Origin of the sequence: Streptosporangium sp. NPDC002524, from assembly GCF_040295985.1 — a bacterium.
GTDB lineage: Bacteria > Actinomycetota > Actinomycetes > Streptosporangiales > Streptosporangiaceae > Streptosporangium.
Map to the genome: position 1 here is coordinate 288,114 of NZ_JBEOWK010000010.1, position 21,720 is coordinate 309,833.

Annotated in this window: 13 protein-coding genes; 6 read left to right on the forward strand and 7 right to left on the reverse strand. The window is 72.2% G+C overall.

Annotation, left to right across the window (positions count from 1 at the left end):
* Positions 1–407: 407 nt before the first annotated feature.
* On the reverse strand, positions 408–3,179 hold the full coding sequence (acnA, locus tag ABT053_RS19830) for an aconitate hydratase AcnA (protein ID WP_350970550.1): 2,772 nt from the start codon (positions 3,177–3,179) through the stop codon (positions 408–410).
* A 190-nt stretch (positions 3,180–3,369) separates the two neighbouring features.
* Positions 3,370–4,095 (reverse strand): metal-dependent hydrolase, encoded by a 726-nt coding sequence (locus tag ABT053_RS19835; RefSeq protein ID WP_350970551.1) that lies wholly within the window; start codon positions 4,093–4,095, stop codon positions 3,370–3,372.
* Between the two features lie 990 nt (positions 4,096–5,085).
* Here ABT053_RS19835 and ABT053_RS19840 point away from each other — a divergent pair.
* Both ABT053_RS19840 and ABT053_RS19845 read left to right on the forward strand, forming a co-directional pair.
* Positions 5,086–5,874, forward strand: a complete 789-nt coding sequence (locus tag ABT053_RS19840) for a PadR family transcriptional regulator (protein WP_350970552.1) — start codon at positions 5,086–5,088, stop codon at positions 5,872–5,874.
* A 7-nt stretch (positions 5,875–5,881) separates the two neighbouring features.
* Positions 5,882–6,475 carry a DUF1707 SHOCT-like domain-containing protein gene (locus ABT053_RS19845; RefSeq protein ID WP_350970553.1) on the forward strand — a complete coding sequence of 198 codons (594 nt, stop codon included), beginning with the start codon at positions 5,882–5,884 and terminating at the stop codon, positions 6,473–6,475.
* 120 nt (positions 6,476–6,595) lie between these two features.
* Here the strand turns inward: ABT053_RS19845 and mug are convergent, their stop codons facing one another.
* The 5 genes from mug to ABT053_RS19870 all read right to left on the reverse strand — a co-directional run bounded on the left by mug (position 6,596) and on the right by ABT053_RS19870 (position 11,280).
* Complete coding sequence (gene mug / locus ABT053_RS19850; protein ID WP_350970580.1) at positions 6,596–7,114, reverse strand: G/U mismatch-specific DNA glycosylase; 519 nt, start codon at positions 7,112–7,114, stop codon at positions 6,596–6,598.
* Positions 7,115–7,246: 132 nt separating this feature from the next.
* Positions 7,247–8,656 (reverse strand): sugar porter family MFS transporter, encoded by a 1,410-nt coding sequence (locus ABT053_RS19855; RefSeq protein WP_350970554.1) that lies wholly within the window; start codon positions 8,654–8,656, stop codon positions 7,247–7,249.
* Between the two features lie 142 nt (positions 8,657–8,798).
* A complete protein-coding gene (locus ABT053_RS19860) occupies positions 8,799–10,151 on the reverse strand; it encodes an acyltransferase family protein (RefSeq protein WP_350970555.1) in 1,353 nt (450 codons plus the stop codon).
* Entirely contained in the window at positions 10,148–10,573 is a 426-nt protein-coding gene (locus ABT053_RS19865) for a DUF1707 SHOCT-like domain-containing protein (RefSeq protein WP_350970556.1), read from the reverse strand. The genes ABT053_RS19860 and ABT053_RS19865 overlap by 4 nt, the downstream gene beginning before the upstream one ends.
* A gap of 29 nt (positions 10,574–10,602) precedes the next feature.
* The gene (locus ABT053_RS19870; protein ID WP_350970557.1) at positions 10,603–11,280 is read right to left on the reverse strand and encodes a phosphotransferase; all 678 of its coding nucleotides are present in this window, start codon (positions 11,278–11,280) and stop codon (positions 10,603–10,605) included.
* Between the two features lie 176 nt (positions 11,281–11,456).
* Here ABT053_RS19870 and ABT053_RS19875 point away from each other — a divergent pair, with 176 nt between their 5' ends.
* From ABT053_RS19875 to ABT053_RS19890, 4 genes are all read left to right on the forward strand, one after another.
* Positions 11,457–12,287 carry an ABC transporter ATP-binding protein gene (locus ABT053_RS19875; RefSeq protein WP_350970558.1) on the forward strand — a complete coding sequence of 277 codons (831 nt, stop codon included), beginning with the start codon at positions 11,457–11,459 and terminating at the stop codon, positions 12,285–12,287.
* Positions 12,277–13,062: an ABC transporter permease gene (locus tag ABT053_RS19880; protein ID WP_350970559.1), complete on the forward strand. Its 786-nt coding sequence runs from the start codon at positions 12,277–12,279 to the stop codon at positions 13,060–13,062. Before ABT053_RS19875 ends, ABT053_RS19880 begins: the two co-directional genes overlap by 11 nt.
* An 88-nt stretch (positions 13,063–13,150) precedes the next feature.
* Positions 13,151–17,860 (forward strand): type I polyketide synthase, encoded by a 4,710-nt coding sequence (locus ABT053_RS19885; RefSeq protein WP_350970560.1) that lies wholly within the window; start codon positions 13,151–13,153, stop codon positions 17,858–17,860.
* Positions 17,857–21,720, forward strand: a complete 3,864-nt coding sequence (locus tag ABT053_RS19890) for a type I polyketide synthase (RefSeq protein ID WP_350970561.1) — start codon at positions 17,857–17,859, stop codon at positions 21,718–21,720. Before ABT053_RS19885 ends, ABT053_RS19890 begins: the two co-directional genes overlap by 4 nt.

A 21,720-nucleotide genomic window follows, 5' to 3' on the forward strand; every position in this document is an offset into this window, starting at 1 on the left:
GCATGCCGAATTCGCGGGTACGGCTGTGCCGGGTCTCGGCTCACCGTTCCGTTGAATGTTGTTTGCGGCAACGTATTCCGCCGTTGGCCTGGAGCGCCAGACCCTCCAGAGGTAAAGTTTGTTGTGGCCGGTAACAATCCAGAAACGCGCCCTTAACCGCCTCGGGTCCCGATGGCCCTTTCCCGTCCCGATCCCCCTGCCGTTACCGGGATCGCGGCTCTGAGCTGCCCTTTTCCGGAAACGGTACGGCCCCCCGGAGGGCTCCCCCGGAAATCCCGGTTCCTCGGGGCGCGCGGAAGTCCCCGGAAAGCACGGAACCGCCCGGCGGGATGGTGTCCCGCCGGGCGGTTCTCGTCTGGGGTGTGCCCCCAAGCGGGCGAGGCTTACGTGCGGCCTCGCCCCCCTGCTCAGCTCTTGGCGAGCAGGGAGCGCAGGACGTACTGCATGATGCCCCCGTGCCGGTAGTAGTCGGCCTCTCCGGGGGTGTCGATGCGCACGACCGCCTGGAACTCCTTGCCGTCGGCCCTGACCGTCACGGTCTGCGGGACGCCGCCCTCGTTGAGGGCCACGACGCCGGTGACGTCGAAGGTCTCCTCGCCGGTCAGGCCGAGCGACCGCGCCGTCTCGCCCTCGGGGAACTGCAGCGGCAGCACGCCCATGCCGATGAGGTTGGAGCGGTGGATGCGCTCGTAGGACTCGGCGATGACGGCGCGGACGCCGAGCAGCGCGGTGCCCTTGGCCGCCCAGTCGCGCGAGGAGCCCGAACCGTACTCCTTGCCGGCCAGGACCACGAGCGGCACGCCCGCGGCCTGGTAGTTGGCCGAGGCGTCGTAGATGAAGGACTGCGGCCCGCCGTCGAGGGTGAAGTCGCGGGTGTAGCCGCCCTCCACGCCGTCGAGCAGCAGGTTCTTCAGCCGGATGTTGGCGAAGGTGCCGCGGATCATGACCTCGTGGTTGCCGCGGCGCGAGCCGTAGGAGTTGAAGTCCTTGACCCCGACGCCGTTCTCCTTCAGGTAGTCGGCGGCGGGGGTGCCGACCTTGATGGCGCCCGCCGGGGAGATGTGGTCGGTGGTGACCGAGTCGCCCAGCTTCGCGAGCACGCGTGCCCCGGAGATGTCGGTCACCGGCTCCGGCTCGGGCGGCATGCCCTCGAAGTAGGGGGCCTTGCGGACGTAGGTCGAGTCGGGGTCCCACTCGAAGGTGTTGCCGGTCGGGATCGGCAGCGAGCGCCAGGTCTCGTCGCCCTTGAACACGTCGGCGTAGTCGTGCAGGAACATCTCCTGGTCGATCGAGGAGGCGACGACCGCCGCGATCTCCTCGGGCGCCGGCCAGATGTCGGCGAGGAACACCGGCTTACCGTCCGAGCCCGTCCCCAGCGGCTCGTTGTTCAGGTCGAGGTCCATGGTGCCCGCGAGGGCGTAGGCGACGACCAGCGGCGGCGAGGCCAGGTAGTTCATCTTGACGTCGGGGTTGATCCGGCCCTCGAAGTTGCGGTTGCCCGACAGCACGGCGGTGACCGCGAGGTCGTTCTCCTGGATCGCGGCGGAGATCTCCTCCTGCAGCGGGCCCGAGTTGCCGATGCAGGTGGTGCAGCCGTAGCCGACCAGGTTGAAACCGATCTTGTCGAGGTACGGCTGCAGGCCGGAGCGCTCGAAGTAGCCGGTGACGACCTGCGAGCCGGGGGCGAGCGAGGTCTTCACCCACGGCTTGCGGGTCAGGCCCTTCTCGACCGCGTTCCTGGCGAGCAGCGCGGCGCCCATCATGACGTACGGGTTGGAGGTGTTGGTGCAGCTGGTGATCGCGGCGATGGTGACCACGCCGTGGTCGATCTCGAAGCCGGTGCCGTCGGCCAGGGTGACCTGGACGACCTTGTGCGGGCGCTCCCCGTCGAGGTCGGCCGGGTGCGGCTTGTCGCCGTTGTCGTCGTGGGAGACCGCCGGGGAGTCGGAGGCCGGGAACGACTCGCCGGACGCCTCGTCGAGCGGGCCCTGCTCGCTGGACACGTAGTCCTTGACGGCGGCGCGCCAGGCGCTCTTGGCGTCCGACAGCGCGATGCGGTCCTGGGGCCGCTTGGGACCGGCGATCGACGGGACGACCGTCGACAGGTCCAGCTCGATGTACTCGGAGAAGACCGGCTCCTCGGCCTCGGGGTCGAGCCACATGCCCTGGGCCTTGGCGTAGGCCTCGACCAGGGCCACCTGCTCGGCGGAGCGGCCGGTGAGCGTGAGGTAGTCGATCGTCTGGCCGTCGATCGGGAAGATCGCGCAGGTGGAGCCGAACTCGGGGCTCATGTTGCCGATCGTGGCCCGGTTGGCCAGCGGCACGCTGGAGACGCCGTCGCCGTAGAACTCCACGAACTTGCCGACGACGCCGTGCTTGCGGAGCATCTCGGTGATCGTGAGCACCAGGTCGGTGGCGGTGGCCCCGGCGGGGAGCCTGCCGGTCAGCTTGAAGCCGACCACGCGCGGGATGAGCATGGAGATCGGCTGGCCGAGCATCGCGGCCTCGGCCTCGATGCCGCCGACGCCCCAGCCCAGGACGCCGATGCCGTTCTCCATCGTGGTGTGGGAGTCGGTGCCGACGCAGGTGTCCGGATACGCCTTCCCGTCACGGACCATCACCACGCGGGCCAGGTGCTCGATGTTGACCTGGTGCACGATGCCGGTGCCCGGCGGGACGACCTTGAACTCGTCGAAGGCGGTCTGGCCCCAGCGCAGGAACTGGTAGCGCTCGCGGTTGCGCTCGTACTCCCGGTCGACGTTGCGCTGGAAGGAGTCGGCGCCGCCGAAGAAGTCGACGATGACCGAGTGGTCGATGACCATCTCGGCCGGGGCGAGCGGGTTGATCCTGGCGGGGTCGCCGCCGAGGTCGCGGACGGCCTCGCGCATGGTCGCGAGGTCGACGACGCACGGGACTCCGGTGAAGTCCTGCATGATCACGCGGGCCGGGGTGAACTGGATCTCCACGTTCGGGGCGGCCTTCGGGTCCCACTGGCCGATCGCGCGGATGTGGTCGGCGGTGATGTTCGCGCCGTCCTCCGTGCGGAGCAGGTTCTCAAGAAGGATCTTCAGGCTGTACGGGAGACGTCCCGACCCCTCGACGGCGTCCAGCCGGTAGATCTCGTACCCCGCGTCACCGACGCGGAGCGTGTCACGACTGCCGAAGCTGTTGGCGGACACGGTTCGCCTCCCTCATCACCTGATGTCTGGCGCGCCGGCACATAGGGCGCGATTGAATCCTGCCGCACCGCCCGAGCGCCCCCGACCGTTAGGTATGCCTAACTTGCAGGTCACTCACAGGTTGCAGCGGATGTCTCGATATCAAGATATCCCTCCGGGTATCTCGACATCAAGTTACTCCCCAGTATGATCACTGCGGGGCGAGGCGGAGGTACAGCAGCCCGAGAACGACGACGGAAAGTACCGGGGCGAGAAACTTCTGCTCGAAGGCGCGGCCCGTCTTGATGCCGATCTTCCACGGGAGCAGCCACTTCTGCCGCATCGGCCAGAGCACCGGGCAGCCCTTCTCGGTGCAGCAGTCGCCCACGACGTGGGTGAGGCACCCGATCGCGACCGCGAGCCCCAGCCAGGCGTATTCCACGTTGTCGCTGCGGAACACCACGAACAGCCCGGCGGTCATGCCGATGTTGAGCATCGCCGAGGCGAACTTCTTGCCCGGGATGCCGATGCCGATCGCCCGCAGCGCCAGGCCGATGAGCAGGATCACCAGGATGTCCCGGCCGATCGGGTAGGTGTTGGCCAGGTGGTGGGCCCCGAAGCCCGTCGCGATCGCGAACACCAGCGAGTGGGTGGCGTTGCGGTGGCCTCCGGCGAGCCACGAGACCGCCTTGCTCAGCCCCCAGGTGACCGGCCCGAACGTCTGCGCGATCGTCGCGCTCGGATGGTCGAGGTCCGGCAGCATCGCGGCACCGGCGCAGATGATGGCCCCGGCGACGAACTCGGCCGGGTTGAGCGCGTTGACCATGACGCCGGTCTCGATGAACCTGGACGTCTCGGTCAGCAGGGGCAGCGCGGCCAGCGCGGGCGCCACCCCCAGCCACGCGATCGCACCCGTCAGCGCATGCGTATGCCCCATCATCGGTCAAAAACCCCCATCAAGATCACCCCGGGAGACTGTACGTCAAAGCCTCCTCCAGATGGAGGACCGTGCCATTTCACGCCGTCGGCGTGTCGCGCGGGCGAGCCGACTCCCGCGCGTGCGTGCTGATCGTCTCCGGCCGAATCCAGGGTCGCCCGAGGGCGACGACGGTCCGCTTCGATCTCCCCGTCCCTTCACGAGAGGTGACTGCCATTCGAATCTTCCTACGAACGGGGAACGGATGGAACGGGTGAATGGTGCCGGGGACGGCGGCCCCGAGGCGTCTCAAGGCGCCCTGAGGCGGTGATCGCCCTCATGGGGCGGGACCGGAATCCGGCGCCGGAGACGGCCACCCCCGCGGTGATCGTCCTCGCGGGACGAGACGGGCCGGGGGGCGGGGCGAGGAGTCCTCCGGGGGTCTTCACCGGAGGCTCGGACCGCGGGCCCGGGAGGGGCGCGATCAAGAAGGACCACGCGGAGGCAACGGACCGCGATCAAGAAACTACGTGCGGAAACGACAGACGGGACCGTTCCGCGCCGAAAGCACCCCCCAGCCCTTCCGGCACGGAACGAATCCCGTCTACGTCCTTTGTAACGTGCAGGTCTCAGTACTTGTTCCAGAATCCGGCAAGAATTACGTGATCTGCCTCACTTCTACGAAGAGTAACCGCCTATTACCCTCGGTGAGAGTGGACGAAAAGGACGCGAGGGGCGGCGGAACAAAGCTGTCGAGGCCCGTACCAGGCCGTTCCGGACGGGCGGCTCCGGCGAATCCCCAGCTCGGCGGGCCGACGACTCGGCGAGCCGGGCCGGAGTGGCGACGGCCAGGCGGGCGGGCCGGGGAGCGCCCCGGCACCACCGGCGGTCATATGCCCCAGATCACACTTAACCCTTATTTCGTGACATGAGGTTGCTGCCAGAATGTTCTCGATATATCTTTGAAGCATCGAGAGCGATCAAAAGACGATCGCGGCATGGAGGTACGACATGACATCGTCCAACGCGATGGGCGCCCCCTGGTCCGGATTCGGATCCCCCGAGGTGAGGCGCGAGATGAAGCGCGCGGCCAGGGAGGCGTGGCGGCAGATGGCCGCCGGATGGCACGAGGGCGGGCCTGAGCACGGTCCCCGCGGGCCGCACCACGCACACCACGAGCACGAGCACCACGAGCACGGGCCCCGCGAGCACCGGCACCGCGGCCACCGCGGCCCCTTCCCCTTCGGCGGGTTCCCCTGGGACACGGGCCGGGGCGGCAGGGGGGGCAGAGGCCCGTTCGGCGGAGGTCCCTTCGGCGGCCCGCCGTTCGGGAGGGGGCGCAAGGCGAAGCGCGGCGACGTCCGCGCGGCGATCCTCGCCCTGCTCACCGAGTCCTCGCACAACGGCTACCAGATCATCCAGGAGATCGAGCGGCGCAGCGAGGGCGGCTGGAAGCCCAGCCCGGGAGCGGTCTACCCGGCCCTGCAGCAGCTCACCGACGAGGGCCTGGTCCTGGCCGAGGAGAACGAGGGCCGCAAGACCTTCGGCCTCACCGACGCCGGGCGCGCCTACGTGGCCGAGCACCCCGACGAGGTGCGCGCCCCGTGGGAGGAGATGACGCCCGACGTCGACGACAGCACCTGGGAGCTGATGGACATCACCCGCCAGTCGGGGTTCGCCATGCTCCAGATCCTGCAGACCGGCAGCGACGCGCAGATCCGGCAGGCCAAGCAGACCCTGGTCGAGACGCGCCGCAAGCTCTACCAGATCTTGGCCGACGGCGACACAGGCGAGGAGTGACCCGACCATGACGCCCCGAGACGACCTCCGTATCGGAGACGCCGAGCGTGACGTGGCGATGGAGTCCCTGCGCGAGCACTACGTGCAGGGCCGCCTGACCCGTGAGGAGCTCGACGAGCGCCTCGAACTGACCCTGTCCGCGCGGACCGGCGGCGAGCTGGCCCGGGTGAGCGCGGACCTGCCCGGCTCGGACGCCGCCCGGCCGGAGGAGTCCGAGGAGACCTGGGGCCCCTGGGGCGCGGGGGCTCCCCGGGGCCCGGGGAGAGGTCCGTGGGGGCCCGGCGGGCCGTGGGGTCCGGACGGGCCGTGGGGGCCGGGCGGGCCGGGTAAGCGGCATCGCGCGCACGCCCACCCCTGGGGCCATCACCGCCCCAAGGGCCACCACGGCTGGAATCACCACCGCACGGGGCACCGCGGCGGGCCGCCGTTCTTCCCCATGATCATCCCGGTGATGGTGGCCGCGGTGCTGATCGGCGGGTTCGGGGTGCTCAAGTTCGTCTTCCTCGCCTGGCTGGTGATGGCGGTGCTGAGCACGCTCCGCCGCGGGCGCGGGCGCTCCAGGACGCGCTCCCGCCGGGTCGGCCCCCCGGCCGCGTCCTGACGTCCTGACGTCCTGACCCGTCCCCCGCCGCGCCTCCGGCCCGGCCGCCGGCGAGTCCCGGGCGAGTACGCGCGGCGTGCTCGCCCGTCGGCCGCGGGCCGGGACACCCGCTCCGGCGGGTCAGGCGAGAGACTCCCGGAGCCTCCGCATCTCCCCCGCGATCCCGTCCAGCGTCCAGTGCGCGTTCAGGCCGCTCGGGTTGGGCAGCACCCACACCGCCGCGCCGCCGATCTCGCGCTCCTGCGGCCCGATCACGGCCTTGGGCACGCCGAACGCCTGCCGGTAGGCGGTCACCCCCGCCACCGCCAGCACCCTCGGCCCCACCTCGGCGACCAGCCGCGCCAGGCGCTCCCCGCCCGCGCGGAACTCCTCCGCCGACAGTTCCGCCGCCTGCGCGGTGGGCCGCGGCACCACGTTGGTGATCCCCAGCCCGTACGAGGGAAGCAGGTCCTGCTCGGCGGGCGAGAGCAGCCGGGGGGTGAAGCCCGAGCGGTGCAGCGCGGGCCAGAAGCGGTTGCCGGGCCGGGCGAAGTGGTGGCCGGTGGCCGCGGAGTACAGGCCGGGGTTGATCCCGCAGAACAGCACGTCCAGCGAGGGCCCGAGCACGTCGTCGATCGTCCCCCGCCCGGCCGCCTCCAGCTCGGCGCGGCTCGGCCGCGCGAGGACCCGCGCCCCGGGCGCCGTCCGCCTCTCGGGCGGGGCGTTCTCCCGTTCCCCGGGCGGCACGGGTCTTCCGGACGGGACGGGTCTTCTGGACGGCACGAGGCGAACCTAGCCCATCTCCTCGAGCTTTCTCCCCTTGGTCTCCCGTACCTTGAACATCACGAAGACGAAGGAGAGCGCGGCGAAGGCGGCGTATCCCACGTAGGCCCCGGCCAGGTTCCACTCGCTCAGCGACGGGAACGAGACGGTGATCAGCCAGTTGGCCACCCACTGGGCGGCGGCGGCCACCGAGAGCGCGGCGGCCCTGATGCGGTTGGGGAACATCTCGCCCAGCAGCACCCAGACGATCACCCCCCACGACAGTGCGAAGAACAGCACGAAGACGTGCGCGGAGACCAGGGCGACCGTGCCCTGGGCCTCGGGCAGCTTGACGGTCTCGCCGCTCGGGACACCCGCACTGAAGGCCCACGCGGCCACGGCGAGCGCGACCGTCATGCCCGCGGAGCCGATCAGCAGCAGCGGCCTGCGGCCGATCCTGTCGACCAGCGCGATGGCGACGAACGTGCCGACGATGTTGATGATCGAAGTGGAGAAGCTGATGAGCAGCGAGTCCGACTGGTTGATGCCGACCGACTGCCACAGCGACGACGAGTAGTAGAAGATGACGTTGATGCCGACGAACTGCTGGAAGACCGAGAGCAGGATGCCGATCCAGACGATCGGCAGCAGCCCGAACCGGGAACCCCGCAGGTCGCGCAGGCGGGGCCGGTGCTCGCTGCGCAGCGAGGTCTCGATCTCCGCCACCCGGGCGTCCAGGTCGGCCCCCTCGCCCTCGACCTCCGCCAGCACCTTGCGCGCCGCGTCCGATCGCCCGGCCGCGATGAGGAAGCGCGGCGACTCGGGGATGACCGTCGCGAAGACCAGATAGAGCAGGGCGGGGACCAGGCAGGCGCCGAGCATCCACTGCCAGGCCTGCAGCCCGAGCAGCTCGTTGTTGACGTCGCCCCCGGCCCGTTCCGCGATCGCGTAGTTGGCCAGCTGGGAGACCGCGATGCCCATCACGATCGCGAGCTGCTGGAAGGATCCCAGGCGCCCCCGGTAGGCGGGCGGCGCGACCTCCGCGATGTACGCGGGGCCGATCACCGAGGCCATGCCGATGCCCACCCCGGCGAGCACCCGCCACAGGGCCAGGTCCCAGAGCGCGAAGGGCAGGGCCTGGCCGACGGAGCTGACCGCGAACAGGATCGCGGCCACCTGCATCGCCCTGGTGCGCCCCCAGCGGTCGGCGAGCCCTCCGGCGATCCAGGCGCCCAGCGCCGAGCCCAGCAGCGCGATCGCCACCACGAAGCCGGTCTGGACCGGGCCGACGTCGAAGTTCTTCTCGATCCCGGTGACGGCGCCGTTGATGACGGCGCTGTCGTAGCCGAAGAGGAAGCCGCCGATCGCCGCCGCGGCGGTGATGAAGACGACGTGCCCGATGTTCTCGCCGGAGGTGTTCCTGGGAGTGGTTCTGGCCATGAGGGTTCTTTCCCCGGAGAGGGGATTTGAGACGCGGTTCCCGGATTTTCGGGGACTGCCCTATGCCGTCCTCGTCGGCACCTCGTCGGCCCTCCAGCGCCCCCCGGCGGCACCGCTCGCGCCACCTCCGGGCCGGTGGCCGTCATCCCGGCTTCGGCACCCCGTGCTCCCGCCGCTCCTGCCGCTCCTGCCGCTCCCTCGCCCCGGGCCTCGCGGGCCGCATCCCGAACAGGAAACGGGTCGGGCGGGTCCGCCGTACCAGCAGGTCGTAGGCGAGGAGCATCAGGACGAGCGAGACGACCACGATGACGGGGTACTTGACCGCGATCGGCACCTGCCAGCGCACCACCTGGTAGGCGACGGCGACCACGATGGGCTGGTGCAGCACGTACAGGGGCAGCACGGCCTCGGCCAGGTAGCCGCGCAGGGCGCCTTCGCGCGGGGGGCGGGCGGGCGGATGGACATCGGGGGCGGCGGGGACATCGGGGACGACGGGACCCGCGGGGATCGGGGGGGGGGGGGGCACGCCGGGAGCGGCGGGAGCGAAGGGGACGGCGGGGGCGCCGGGAGCGGCGGGGGCCCGGTCGAGGAGGTTGAGGATCGTCAGCAGCCAGCACCACCCGGCGGCGCCGTACAGCGCCCTCCCGAGGACGGCGAGCGGCGCGGAGGCCGTGAAGGCGTCGTCGCCCGCGGCGAGGAGCACGGGCACCCCGGCCGCGAACAGCGCCAGCCCGCACGCGGCGACCGCGCGCAGGTCGCGCCGCGCCGCCCGGCGGAAGCGCTCGTCGGCGGCGAACGCGAACCCGTAGCAGAAGAAGACGAGATACGCCCACCGGCTCCAGCCCGCGTACTCCTCCTCCAGCCCGAGGAGCATGCTGATCAGGGCGAGCGGCAGGGCGGGCAGGAGCACCGCGCCGCGCCTCTCGACGAGCCCGGCCAGCCGGTCGCCGAGGCGCGGGGGCGGCAGCCACCGGGCCGCGAGCGACAGCAGCAGCGAGAACGTGAGCAGCAGGACGAGGAACCACAGGTGCCCGGTCTCGAAGTACTCGCCCTGCAGGACGAACGGGAACTGCCCGGGGTCCAGCTCGACCCGGAAGAACCGGGGCAGGAACTCCAGGTACGACTCCCGGTGGGCGGGGTCGGCGCGCAGGCGCAGCCACTGCGGCACCGGGACGATGGCCACCGTGGCGAACACCAGGGGCACCGCGATCCTGCGCATGCGCTCCGCGGCGTAGCCGGCCGGGCCGCGGCGGCGCAGCGAGTGGCGGGCGGCCATGCCGGCGAGGTAGAAGAGCAACGGCATCGCCCACAGCACGCCCAGCACGCTGACGACCATGGTGAGGCCGGTGGTCTCGGCGTTCTTGACGTAGAAGTCGTCGCGGGCGTCGAACACCAGCGCCGAGTGGAAGAGCACCAGCCCGACCACCACCGCGACGCGCAGGAGGTCCGTCTCCGCGCGCCGCGCGGGCCCGGCCTCGCTCCGCGCGGAGGTCACGGACGGCCGCCCGAGGGGAGTGCGCCGCGCTCGCGGGCCACGTGGACCGCCGTGATCACGCCCAGCACGACGGCGGGGCCGAGCAGGTCCTTGGGCCAGAACTCCAGCGGGCAGGCCTCCACCACGCTGGCCACGCCCCACGCCACGACGTTGAGCCCGAGGATCGCGGCCCACAGGGCCCACAGCGTCTTCAGCCACCGGGGGGTGCCCCGGCCGGTCTTCGGCAGGCTCCGCCGCCGTTCGGCGGGCAGGTCGGCGAGCAGGACGGTCAGCTCGCCGTGGGTGGTGGCGCTCAGCGCCCGGCCCACCCGGTCCTCGAACTCCTGGAGGTCGAGGCGACCCTCCTCGACGGCCAGCCGCAGCCGCCGGGTGGCGGCCTCGCGATCGTCGTCCGATGCCCGCACGTCACGATGCTCGGCCATCTCCACCTCCTGTGGGGGGCTACGGGGGACTACATGGACGCTTCGCCGGTCTCACGGGACAGGAAGCGGTCGATCTCGTCCTTCTCCCCGGCCGGCAGGTCGCGTTCGGCGCACCGCCGCTCCGCCGCCGCCCTCAGGTGGGGGCGGGCCGCCACCGGGTCGATGCCGTCGAGGAAGGCGGCGACCAGGTCGCGGCGCTCCTCCCGCAGGGACGGGTCCGTGACGGTGGCGGTGGCCAGGATGAGCCAGGTGCACGCGGCGTCCGCGCCGGGCGCGCCCCTGGCGGCGTTCGCCCAGTCGACGACCCGGGGGCCGTCGCCGGTGACGAGCACGTTGCCGGGGTGCAGGTCCAGGTGGAGCAGCCGGTTGCCGGGACGGCCGGCGGCGGCCTGCAGCCAGCCGGGCGAGCGTACGGCGGACAGCTCGCGCAGCAGGCCGGCCAGCAGCCCGCCGTGCTCGGCGGCCCGGCCGGGGACGCGGGCCGCCTCCTCCAGGAGGGTCGGCCCGGCCACGCGCTCCATGAGGATGTCGGGCCCGTCCGCGTCGAAGATCTCGGGGGCGGGGAAGCCGTGCCGCCGGGCGTGCCGCATCACCGCGGCCTCGCGTTCGAGGCTGCGGCCGTCTCGCGAGCGGCGGACGACCCGGCCGGGCCCCGCCTCGAATATCTCGCAGTCGTACCCCGCGACGATCAACGGTCCAACCTTCATATCCGTCAGATTAGGCGGTAAAGCCGGTCCATCAATACGTCGGGGTGATGACCGTTTTTTACGGCAACTAGCTGCCATCGAACGAGCGGGTACTTATCGCTAACGTGAGGCGAACATAGATTCCATCCTTACTCACCTGCTTATTCCATTGAAAATGGGGAGGTGACACGTTGCTGGTGGCAACCGACCTCGTCAAACGTTATGGCGAAATCCAGGCACTCAACGGATTCACTCTGAGCGTGGCGGCCGGAGAAATCGTCGGGCTCCTGGGGCACAACGGCGCGGGCAAGACGACCTTCGTCGAGATCGTGTCGAACCTGACCCGCCCGGACGGCGGCAGGGTGACCATCGACGGCAAGCCGCCCTCCGCGGTGCGCGGTCACGTCGGCGTGGCTCCCCAGCACATCGCCCTCTACCCGTCGGCGACCGTCCGGGAGCACCTGGAGCTGTACGGCAGGCTCTCGGGGCTCCGGGGGGCCGCGCTGCGCTCGGCGATCGAGGACCTGGCGGCCGTGCTGCGGCTCACCGGGCTCATGGACCGGCGGGCCGGCAAGCTCTCGGGCGGCCAGCAGCGCCGCGCGCAGGCCGCGACCGCGCTCGTGCACCGGCCGGGACTGCTGCTCCTCGACGAGCCCACCGCGGGCGCCGACCTGGAGACCCGGCAGGCGATCCTCGACGTCGTCAAGCAGCGGGCCGGCGAGGGCGCCGCCGTCGTCTACACCACCCACTACCTGCCCGAGCTCACCGAGCTCCAGGCGACGATCGCGGTGGCGCGCGACGGCCGGGTCATCGCCCGGGGCAGCTACGAGGAGCTGGCCAGGGACCTGCCCGGCGAGGTGCGGGTGACGCTGGAAGGTGAGGAGGAGATCAGGATCCCCACCACGGATCCGGCCGCCACGCTCATCGACCTGCTGCACCAGACCAAGCGCCCGATCAGCTCGGTGGACGTGCGCAACCCGTCCCTGGACGACCTCTACCGATCACTGGCGGTCCACGATGCTCCTTGACGTCCCGCGATCCGGCATCGACCTGCGCGGCTCGGTGCACCGGATCGCCGCCCTGGGCCGGCACAACCTCATCCTCCGGCTGCGCGACCCCGGGCAGATGATCAGCTACGTGGCCATGCCGATGGTGCTCATGCTGGTGCTGAGGCCCCTGTACGTCAAAGCGCTGGACGCCGGTGCCACCCAGGTGGCCACCGGCCTGATGGTGATGTTCTCCGTGTTCGCGATCTCCCTGGCGGGGAACGCGATCCTGTCCGAACGCACCTGGCGCACCTGGGACCGGCTGCGGGTGAGCCGCGCGCCGGCGGCCGAGCTGCTCATCGGCAAGACCCTGCCGCTGTTCGTGGTGATGGTCACCCAGCAGTCGATCCTGCTCGTGTACGGCTGCCTGGCGATCGGGCTGCCGGTTCCCCCCAACCCCCTCGTCGTGCTCATGTCCATCGTGATCTGGGCGTTCGCGCTGCTGGCGATCGGGGCGGCGCTCGCCACGATCGTGCGCAGCCACGGCGAGCTCAGCGTCATCTCCGACGTGGGCGCGCTCACGCTCAGCTCGCTGGGCGGGGCGCTGGTGCCGCTGAGCCTGATGCCCGAATGGGCACAGACGGTCGCGCCCGCGTCGCCCGGTTACTGGGCCCTGACCATGATGCAGGCCGCGGTCGCCGGGGACCTGGCGGGCACCATGCGCCCGGCGGCCGTCCTGCTGGCGATCGGCGTCCTGGCCGGCGCGTTCGCCGCCCGCAGGCTCGCGCGCGGCTGGGGCCGCGGCGGGCTGATGTGAGCACCTGACGTGATCACTCACGTGAACGTCGAGAGCGCTTCGCGCGCGCCGCGGTGAGCACCGCGAGCCAACTCCAGTGAATAGAGGCATGTTGATGGATCACGGACATTCACCGGGCGACACCGACATCGCGATCATCGGCATGGCCGGTCGATTTCCCGGTGCGACCGACATCGGGACGTTCTGGCGCAATATCAGCACCGGCGTCGAGTCGTTCACCCGATTCTCCGACGAGGATCTGATCGGCGCGGGAGTCGACCCGGCCACATTCCAGCAGCCGAACTACGTCAGGTCCCGGCCGATTCTCGACGACATCCGGGGTTTCGACGCCGGATTCTTCGGCTACAACCCGCGCGAGGCCACCCTCGCCGACCCGCAGCAGCGCATCTTCCTGGAGTGCGTGTGGGAGGCGCTGGAGTCGGCCGGTTACGCGGCGCCCCAGGGCCGGGGCAGCGTGGGCGTGTTCGCCGGGATGAACATCAGCGGTTACCTGCTGACCCGGCTCATGGCGTTCCAGATGGGCGTCGACACCTCCGCCCTGATGATCGGCAACGACAAGGACTCGCTGGCCACGAACGTCTCCTTCCGGCTCGACCTGGACGGGCCCAGCCTGTCGGTGCAGACGTTCTGCTCCACGTCCCTGGTCGCGGTGCACCTGGCGAGCGAGAGCCTGCGCCGGGGCGAGTGCGACATGGCGCTGGCCGGCGGCGTGTCGGTGCGCATCCCGGACCGGATCGGCTACCTGTGGGAGGAGGGCGGCCAGGAGTCGCCCGACGGGCACGTGCGCACCTTCGACGCCGAGGGCCGGGGCAGCATGTTCGGCGACGGTGCGGCCGTGGTGACGCTCAAGCGCCTGTCGGACGCGGTCGCCGACCGCGACACCGTGTTCGCCGTCATCCGAGGCTCGGCGATCAACAACGACGGCGCGATGAAGTTCAGCTACCTGGCGCCCAGCATCGACGGCCAGCGCCGCTGCGTGTCGGCGGCCCTCGCCCGCGCGGGCGTCGACCCGGCCGACGTCTCCTACGTCGAGGCGCACGGCACCGCCACCGAGGTCGGCGACCCGATGGAGGTGGCCGCGCTGGCCCGCGCCTTCGGGGCGACCGAGCGCAGGCAGTACTGCCTGCTGGGCTCGATCAAGCCGAACGTCGGCCACCTCGACAGGGCCTCCGGCGTGACCGGGCTGATCAAGGTGGTCCAGTCGCTGCACAACGAGCTGATCCCCGGCACGCTGCACTACCGCTCCCCCAACCCGGAGATCGACTTCGAGGCGAGCCCCTTCCGCGTCACCGCCGAGCCGACGCCGTGGCCGCGCAGCGACGACCGGCCGCGCATCGCGGGCATCAGCTCCCTCGGCATGGGCGGCACGAACGCGCACGCGATCATCACCGAGGCGCCGCTGCCCGCCGAGCGCCCGGCCCGCCCGCGCCGCTGGCAGATCCTGCCCGTGTCGGCGCGCTCCGCGGCGGCGGCCGAGCACTCCTGCTCCCGGCTCGCCGAGCACCTGGAGGGCTCCGCCGACCACCTGGGCGACGTGGCTTACACGCTGCAGGCCGGGCGCAAGGTGTTCAACCACCGCAAGGTCGTCGTCGCCGACTCCACCGGCCAGGCCGCCGCCCTGCTCGCCGACCCGGCGGGACCGCTGGGCCGTACGGACTCCACCGTGGGACGCCAGGTCGGGTTCCTGATCGCCGGGGTCGGCGAGCAGTACCCGGGCATGGTGGCCGGGCTCTACGCCGAGGACCCGGGCTTCCGGGCGGACGTCGACGAGTGCCTGGCCGTCCTCGGGCTCACCGAGCCCGGGCAGCTGTCCGACGTGTTCACGCCCGCCGAGCGGGCCACGGACGGAGTGGGCGACCTGGCCAGGCTGCTGGGCCGGGCGGGCGGGGACGCGCCGCGCGCCACCACGACCGAGGCCCACCTGGTGCAGCCCGCGGTCTTCGTCGCCGAGTACGCGCTGGCGCGCCGGCTCCTGCGGTGGGGCCTGCGCCCCGAGATCATGATCGGTTACAGCCTGGGCGAGTACGTCGCGGCCTGCCTGGCGGGCGTGCTGTCGCTGCCCGACGCGCTGCGGCTGGTCTCCTACCGGGCCAAGCTCATCACCTCCCAGCCCGAGGGCGCGATGCTGGCCGTCTCCGCCAACGAGCGGCGGCTGACCGCGGTGCTCGGCGAGGAGGGCATCCGCGACCTGGACGTGGCCGTCAGGACCGGCTCCCAGGTGGTGCTCGCGGGACCGGTGCCCGCGGTCGAGGCGGCGGCGGCCCGGCTGCTGGACGTCAAGATCGGCCACCGGCGGCTGGAGACCACCCACGCCTTCCACTCGCGGATGCTCACGCCGGTCGCCGACGAGCTGACCGCGTGGATCACCGACAACATCACCCTGTCGGCCCCGTCCCTGCCGTACATGAGCAACGTGACCGGCACGCCCGCCACCGAGGAGCTCGTCACCGACCCCGGGTACTGGGCGCGGCACATGTGCGAGACCGTCGAGTTCGGCGCCGGGCTCGACCACGTGCTCGGCATCCCCGAGCTGGCCCTCGCCGAGATCGGCCCCGGGCAGTCGCTGGGCGCGCTGACCCGCGGGCACCCGGCCTGCGAGCGCGGCCGCTGGCCGCTCATCGTGACCACGCTGCCCGCCGCGGGCGACCCGCAGGACGCGGGCGCCGCGCTGGCGACGGCCGTGGCCAAGCTCTGGCTGACCGGCGTGCCGGTGGACTGGGACGCGCTGCACGACGAGGGCGACGGGTGGAGGCCCGGCCGCGTCCCGCTGCCCTCCTACCCGTTCGAGCACCAGGAGTACTGGCTGGAGATCGACGAGTCCGCGCTGGGCGGCGGCGGCACGCCCGCGTTCGACGAGAGCGATCCCAAGAGCATCGCCAAGGCCTACCCCCGGCTGCCCGACACCCGCTGGATCCACGCGCCGCTCTGGCGCGAGACCACTCCCCGGCCGCCGCTGGCCCAGGAGGCGGACCGCTGGCTGGTCTACACCGACACCGGCCTCGCCGACGAGCTGGCCGCGCCGCTGCTGGCGCACCTGGCGGCCACCGGTAAGGAGGCGGTGGTGGTACGGCCGGGCGAGGCGTTCTCCAGCGGCCCCGACGGCATCCGGGTGCGGCCCGGCTCGCCCGAGGACGCCGGTGAGGCGCTGCGCGAGCTGACCGGCCGCGACTGGGTGCCCGAGCGGATCGTGCACCTGTGGAACGCCGACGGCGACCGGCCCGTGGACGAGGGGCTGCGGCACGGCCTGCACACGCTGGTCGCGTTCGCCCGCGCCTGCGGCGACCTGGGGCTGCACGGCTGGACCCTGGACATCGTCACCGACGGCGCCCACCGCGTCCACCCGGGCGACCGGGTGCACGCCGCCGCCGGAACCCTGCTCGGCCCCACCCGGCTCATCCCCGTCGAGTACCCCAGGACCCGTACCCGGCTGATCGACCTCGGCGCCGGGCCCGACGCCGGGGGGCTGCTCGCCGAGCTGCGCGCGGAGCCCGCCGACCAGGTCGTCGCCCTGCGCGGCGGCCGGCGCTGGATCCCCGACTACGAGACGCTCGACGCCGACGTCATCGAGCAGACCCCGCCTGCGGCCCAGGTCCGCGAGGGCGGCGTCTACCTGGTGACCGGCGGGCTCGGCGGCATCGGGCTGGCGATGGCCGAGAGGCTCGCCGAGCAGTACCGGGCGCGGCTCGTGCTGCTCGGCCGCACCCCGGTGCCGCCCCGCGAGGAGTGGGCGTCGATCCTGGCCGGCGGGAACGCCGCGGGCGAGGTCCTGCGGCGCCTGGAGGGGCTGCGCCGCCTGGAGGCGGCCGGTTCCGGCGTGATCACCGTCGCCGGGGACGTCTCCAGCACCGAGGACGTGCGGCGCGCCGTGGACGCCGCGATCGAGCACTTCGGCGAGCTCAACGGCGTGCTCCACTGCGCGGGCGTGCCCGCGGTGGGCCTCATGCAGTTCAAGACCGTCGCCGACATGGACCGCGTGCTGGCGCCGAAGGTGGCCGGCACGCTGGCGCTGGCCGAGGTGCTGCGCGAGGTCCCGGTCGACTTCCTGGCCCTGTTCTCGTCCACGACGTCGGCGACGGGCGGCGGCGCGGGCCAGGTGGACTACTGCTCGGCCAACGCCTTCCTCGACTCCTTCGCGCTCAGCGACCCGCTGCCCGGCGTGACCGTCACCTCGATCGACTGGTGCGAGTGGACGTGGAACGGCTGGACCGACGGGCTCGACAACTACGACGAGGGCTCCCGGCAGTACTTCGAGTGGTACCGGGAGAACTTCGGCCTCACCTTCGACCAGGGCTGGCAGACGCTGCTGCGGGTGCTGGCCAGCGGCGAGCCGCACGTGGTGGCCTCCACCCAGGACTTCGCGCCGATGGTGGCGATGAGCCGCCGCTCGTCCATCGAGAGCCACCAGGCGGTCGTGAAGAAGATCCGCGACGCCTTCGGCCGGCACCCCAGGCCCGACCTGTCGACCGCCTACGTCGAGCCGCAGTCGCCCACCGAGGAGACCATCGCCGGGGTGTGGACCGAGGCCCTCGGCCTGGAGCAGGTCGGCGTGCACGACAACTTCTTCGAACTCGGCGGCAACTCGCTGCTCGGCATGGAGATCATCGCCGAGGTCAGGAAGGCGCTGGACCTGTCCTACCTGCCGCCGCACATCCTCTACCAGGCCCCGACGATCGCCTCGCTGGCCGAGGCGGCCAGGGCCGACCAGGAGACGGGCGAACAGCCCACCGAGGCCCGCGAGCAACAGCGGTCCAGGATCGCGCAGCGGCGCAACATGCTCAGGAGCGGAAGGACGTCATGACCGGAACCGACTACGAGTCCGCGGTCGCGCTGATCGGCATGTCCGGGCGCTTCCCGGGCGCCACCGGCGTCGCCGAGCTGTGGGACAACCTGCTGGCGGGCGTCAAGGGCCTGCGTACGATGACCGAGGACGAGCTGCGCGAGGCCGGGGTGAACCCCGGCACGCTGGCCGACCCGCGCTACGTCCGCGTCAGCGGCCCGCTGGAGGACGTCGACCGGTTCGACGCGGGGGTGTTCGGCATCAACCCGCGCGAGGCCGAGATGATGGACCCGCAGCACCGGCTGTTCCTGGAGTGCTCGTGGGAGGCGCTGGAGAAAGCCGGCTACTGCCCGACGGACGTGCCGGGCCAGGTCGCCGTGTTCGGCGGCTGCGGCTTCCCCGACTACGTCGTGCAGAACATCCAGCACCTCACCTCCCAGCCGGGCGGCGCCATGCTGATGGCCATCGGCAACGAGCGCGACTCCCTGGCCTCACTGGTCTCCTACAAGCTCGGGCTGCGCGGCCCATCGGTGTCGGTGCAGACGTTCTGCTCGACCTCGCTGGTCTCGGTGCACCTGGCCTGCCAGAGCCTGCTCACCTACGAGTGCGACGTGGCCCTGGCCGGCGGCGCCTTCACCCCGCTCCCCCAGGGGTCGGGCTACCTGTACGAGCAGGGCGGCATCATGTCGCCCGACGGCCGGGTGCGCAGCTTCGACGCCGAGGCGGGCGGCACGGTGATGGGCAGCGGGGCCGGCGTGGTGGCGCTCAAGCGCATGTCCGACGCGATCGCCGACGGTGACGTCATCCACGCGGTCATCCTGGGGTCGGCGTCCAACAACGACGGCCGCCTGCGCGCCGGCTACACGGCGCCCGGCGTCGACGGCCAGGCCGAGGTGATCGAGTCGGCGCTGGGCGTGGCCGGGGTCAAGCCCGAGACCGTCGGCTACGTCGAGTGCCACGCGACCGGCACCATGCTGGGCGACTCGATCGAGCTGGCCGCGATGAGCCGGGTGTTCACCCAGGCCACGCAGACGCCGTGCGTGCTGGGGTCGGTCAAGCCGAGTCTCGGCCACCTCGACCGCGCCTCCGGCGTCACGGGGCTGATGCGCGCCGCGCTCGTCCTCAAGAACGAGCTCCTGCCGGGCACCCCCGGCTACGAGACGCCCAACCCGGCGCTGGCGACGGCGCGCGACCGGTTCACCGTGCTCACCGAGAACCGGCCGTGGACGGCGGGCCCGCACCCGCGGCGGGCCGGGGTGAGCTCCTTCGGGCTCGGCGGCACCAACGCGCACGTGGTGATGGAGCAGGCCCCGGCCCGGCCGCCCCGGCCCGCCCGGCCCGGCCCGCACCTGCTGGTGTTCTCGGCCGCCGACGAGCAGGCCCTGTCCGACCTCACCGAGCGGCTCCGCCGGTACCTGGAGGAGAAGCCGTCCGCCGATCTCGCTGACGTGGCGTTCACCCTGCAGATGTCGCGGGGCGCCTTCGCGCTGCGCCGCGCGGTCGTCTGCCGGGACCTCGACGACGCGGTGGCCGCGCTCGCCGACTCCTCGCGCTGGATCGACGGCAAGACCCAGCGGCGCAACCCCAAGGTACGGCTGGCCGTCCCCGCGGACGCCGACGGGGTGCCGGACTCCTGGTGGGCGGAGCTGCACGCGGCGGCACAGACGGTGCTGCGTCCCGGCGCGGCGGTGACCGGGACGGCGGGCCGTCCGGAGGCGCTGAACGCGCTGTCCGACGGCCTGGCCGGGCTCGGCGTCCACCTGCCGGGCGACGGCGGCGACGCGCAGGCCGAGGAGGTGCCGGTCACGCCCGGGGAGGGCGCCGACGCCGCGGACGCCGCCACGTGGCTGTTGTCCACCCTGGCCCGGCTCTGGCTGGCGGGCAGCGTCCTGGACTGGGCGAAGCTGCACGGCGGCGCCGGGCTCCGCGTCGAGCTGCCGACCTACCCGTTCCAGCGGCGCAGGTTCTGGATCGACCCGCCCGCCGACACCGCGCGCCCGCAGGCCGTCGAGGGCAAGAACTTCGACCGGTCGCAGTGGACCCACGTGCCCTCCTGGAAGCAGCGCCCGCTGCCCGTCGCCGACCTGGACGAGCGGCTGCGCGAGGCCGGCCCCTGGCTGGTGTTCACCGCCGACGAGCGCGGTGAGGCACTGGTCGAGCGGCTGAACCTGGCCGGCGCCGAGGTGACCGCGGTACGCGACGGCGACCGGTTCGAGCAGCACGACGACGGCGACTTCACGATCCGCTCGGGCAAGCCCGGCGACGTGGCCGAGCTGCTCTACTCCCTGACGGTCAGCCCGCGCGCGATCGTGCACGGTCTCAGCCTCGCGTCCGCCGAGGCGGACCCCGGCGGCGACCCGGTGGCGCACTTCGCCGCGGAGCAGAACCGCGGCTTCTACTCGGCGCTCGAACTCGCCCGCGAGCTGGTCGACAACACCGGCTCGGCGCCCAGGGCCGAGCTGGTCCTGCTCACCTCCCTCGCGGTGAACGTCGCCGGGGCCGAGCTGCGCCACCCCGAGCACGCCACCCTGGCGGCGCTCGCGCCCAGCCTCCAGCAGGAGAACCCTCGGCTGCGCTGCCGCCACGTCGACCTCGACGCCGTCGACACCGCCGACGCCACAGCCGGTGTTTCGGGCCCCGGCCTGGCGGCGCTGGCGGAGGCGGTGCTGGCCGCGTCGGTCTGCGCGCACGAGGGCCCGATGGCCGTCCGCGCGGGCGAGACGTGGCTGCGCCACTACGAGCCGCACCCGGTGCCCGGGATCGACCCGGAGCGGCGGCCGTTCCGCGACGGCGACACGGTCCTCATCACCGGCGGGCTCGGCGACGTCGGCCTCGTCCTGGCACGCCACCTGGCCGACACGTACGGCTGCCGCCTGGTGCTGACCGGACGCTCCCCGGTGCCGCCCCGGCAGGAGTGGGACGCCTACCTGGCGGCCGTGCCGCCCGGCGGCGAGCGGACCGCCCGGCACATCCGCAACATCCGCGACCTGGAGAGCCGCGGCGCCACCGTGCTCGCGCTGTCGGCCGACGTGGCCGACGAGGAGCAGATGCGCGCCGTCGTCACGGAGGCCGTCGCCCTCTTCGGCGACATCGACGTGGTGGTGCACGGCGCGGGCGTGCAGGACGGCGCGTACTTCAACTTCGCCCACCTGATGGACCGGCAGCAGTGCGACGCCCACCTGGCCGCCAAGGTGAACGGCTTCCACGTCCTGCAGAAGGTGCTCGGCGACCGCTGCCCGGACCGCCGCATCACGCTGTCGTCGATCGCGGCCGTGCTCGGCGGCATGACGCTGGGGCCGTACGCGTCCGCCAACGCAGCCCTGGACGCCTACGTCCGCGTCGCCCGCACGCGGGGCGCCGGGCGGTGGGTCACGGTGGACTGGGACACCTGGAACATCGACCCGGACCGGGTCGCCGGTCACAGCGGCGCCGTCGTCGACTTCGCGATGACCCCGGCCGAGGGCGTGGACGTCTTCGAGCGGGCGTTGTCGGCCGCGGGCCACGCCGGTCATTTCGTCATCTCGACGGGCTCGCTCGACGCCCGGATCGCGCAGTGGGTCACCGGCGACATCCACGAGACCGGCGACGACGACGACGATCGTGAGCGGCACCCGCGTCCCGAGCTGAACAACGCCTACGTGGAGCCGCGCGAGGGCACCGAGGCCACGCTGGCCGCGATCTGGTCGCGGGTGCTCGGCATCGAGCCGATCGGAGCCCTGGACAACTTCTTCGAGCTCGGCGGCCACTCGCTGCTCGCGATCGAGCTCACGACCAGGATCCGCAAGACGCTGAACGCGTCGGTGCCGGTGACCGGTCTCCTGGAGTGCCCGACGGTCCGCCAGCTCGCCGAGTTGCTCGACATCCGCGACGAGGAGGAGTGA

What these genes read in the sequence shown, in the direction of transcription:
- ABT053_RS19855 (WP_350970554.1), bottom strand. Translation starts at nt 8,656, where the DNA reads ATGGCCAGAACCACTCCCAGGAACACCTCCGGCGAGAACATCGGGCAC.
- ABT053_RS19870 (WP_350970557.1), bottom strand. Translation starts at nt 11,280, where the DNA reads ATGAAGGTTGGACCGTTGATCGTCGCGGGGTACGACTGCGAGATATTC.
- ABT053_RS19865 (WP_350970556.1), bottom strand. Translation starts at nt 10,573, where the DNA reads ATGGCCGAGCATCGTGACGTGCGGGCATCGGACGACGATCGCGAGGCC.
- ABT053_RS19890 (WP_350970561.1), top strand. Translation starts at nt 17,857, where the DNA reads ATGACCGGAACCGACTACGAGTCCGCGGTCGCGCTGATCGGCATGTCC.
- ABT053_RS19840 (WP_350970552.1), top strand. Translation starts at nt 5,086, where the DNA reads ATGACATCGTCCAACGCGATGGGCGCCCCCTGGTCCGGATTCGGATCC.
- ABT053_RS19835 (WP_350970551.1), bottom strand. Translation starts at nt 4,095, where the DNA reads ATGGGGCATACGCATGCGCTGACGGGTGCGATCGCGTGGCTGGGGGTG.
- ABT053_RS19845 (WP_350970553.1), top strand. Translation starts at nt 5,882, where the DNA reads ATGACGCCCCGAGACGACCTCCGTATCGGAGACGCCGAGCGTGACGTG.
- ABT053_RS19880 (WP_350970559.1), top strand. Translation starts at nt 12,277, where the DNA reads ATGCTCCTTGACGTCCCGCGATCCGGCATCGACCTGCGCGGCTCGGTG.
- ABT053_RS19885 (WP_350970560.1), top strand. Translation starts at nt 13,151, where the DNA reads ATGTTGATGGATCACGGACATTCACCGGGCGACACCGACATCGCGATC.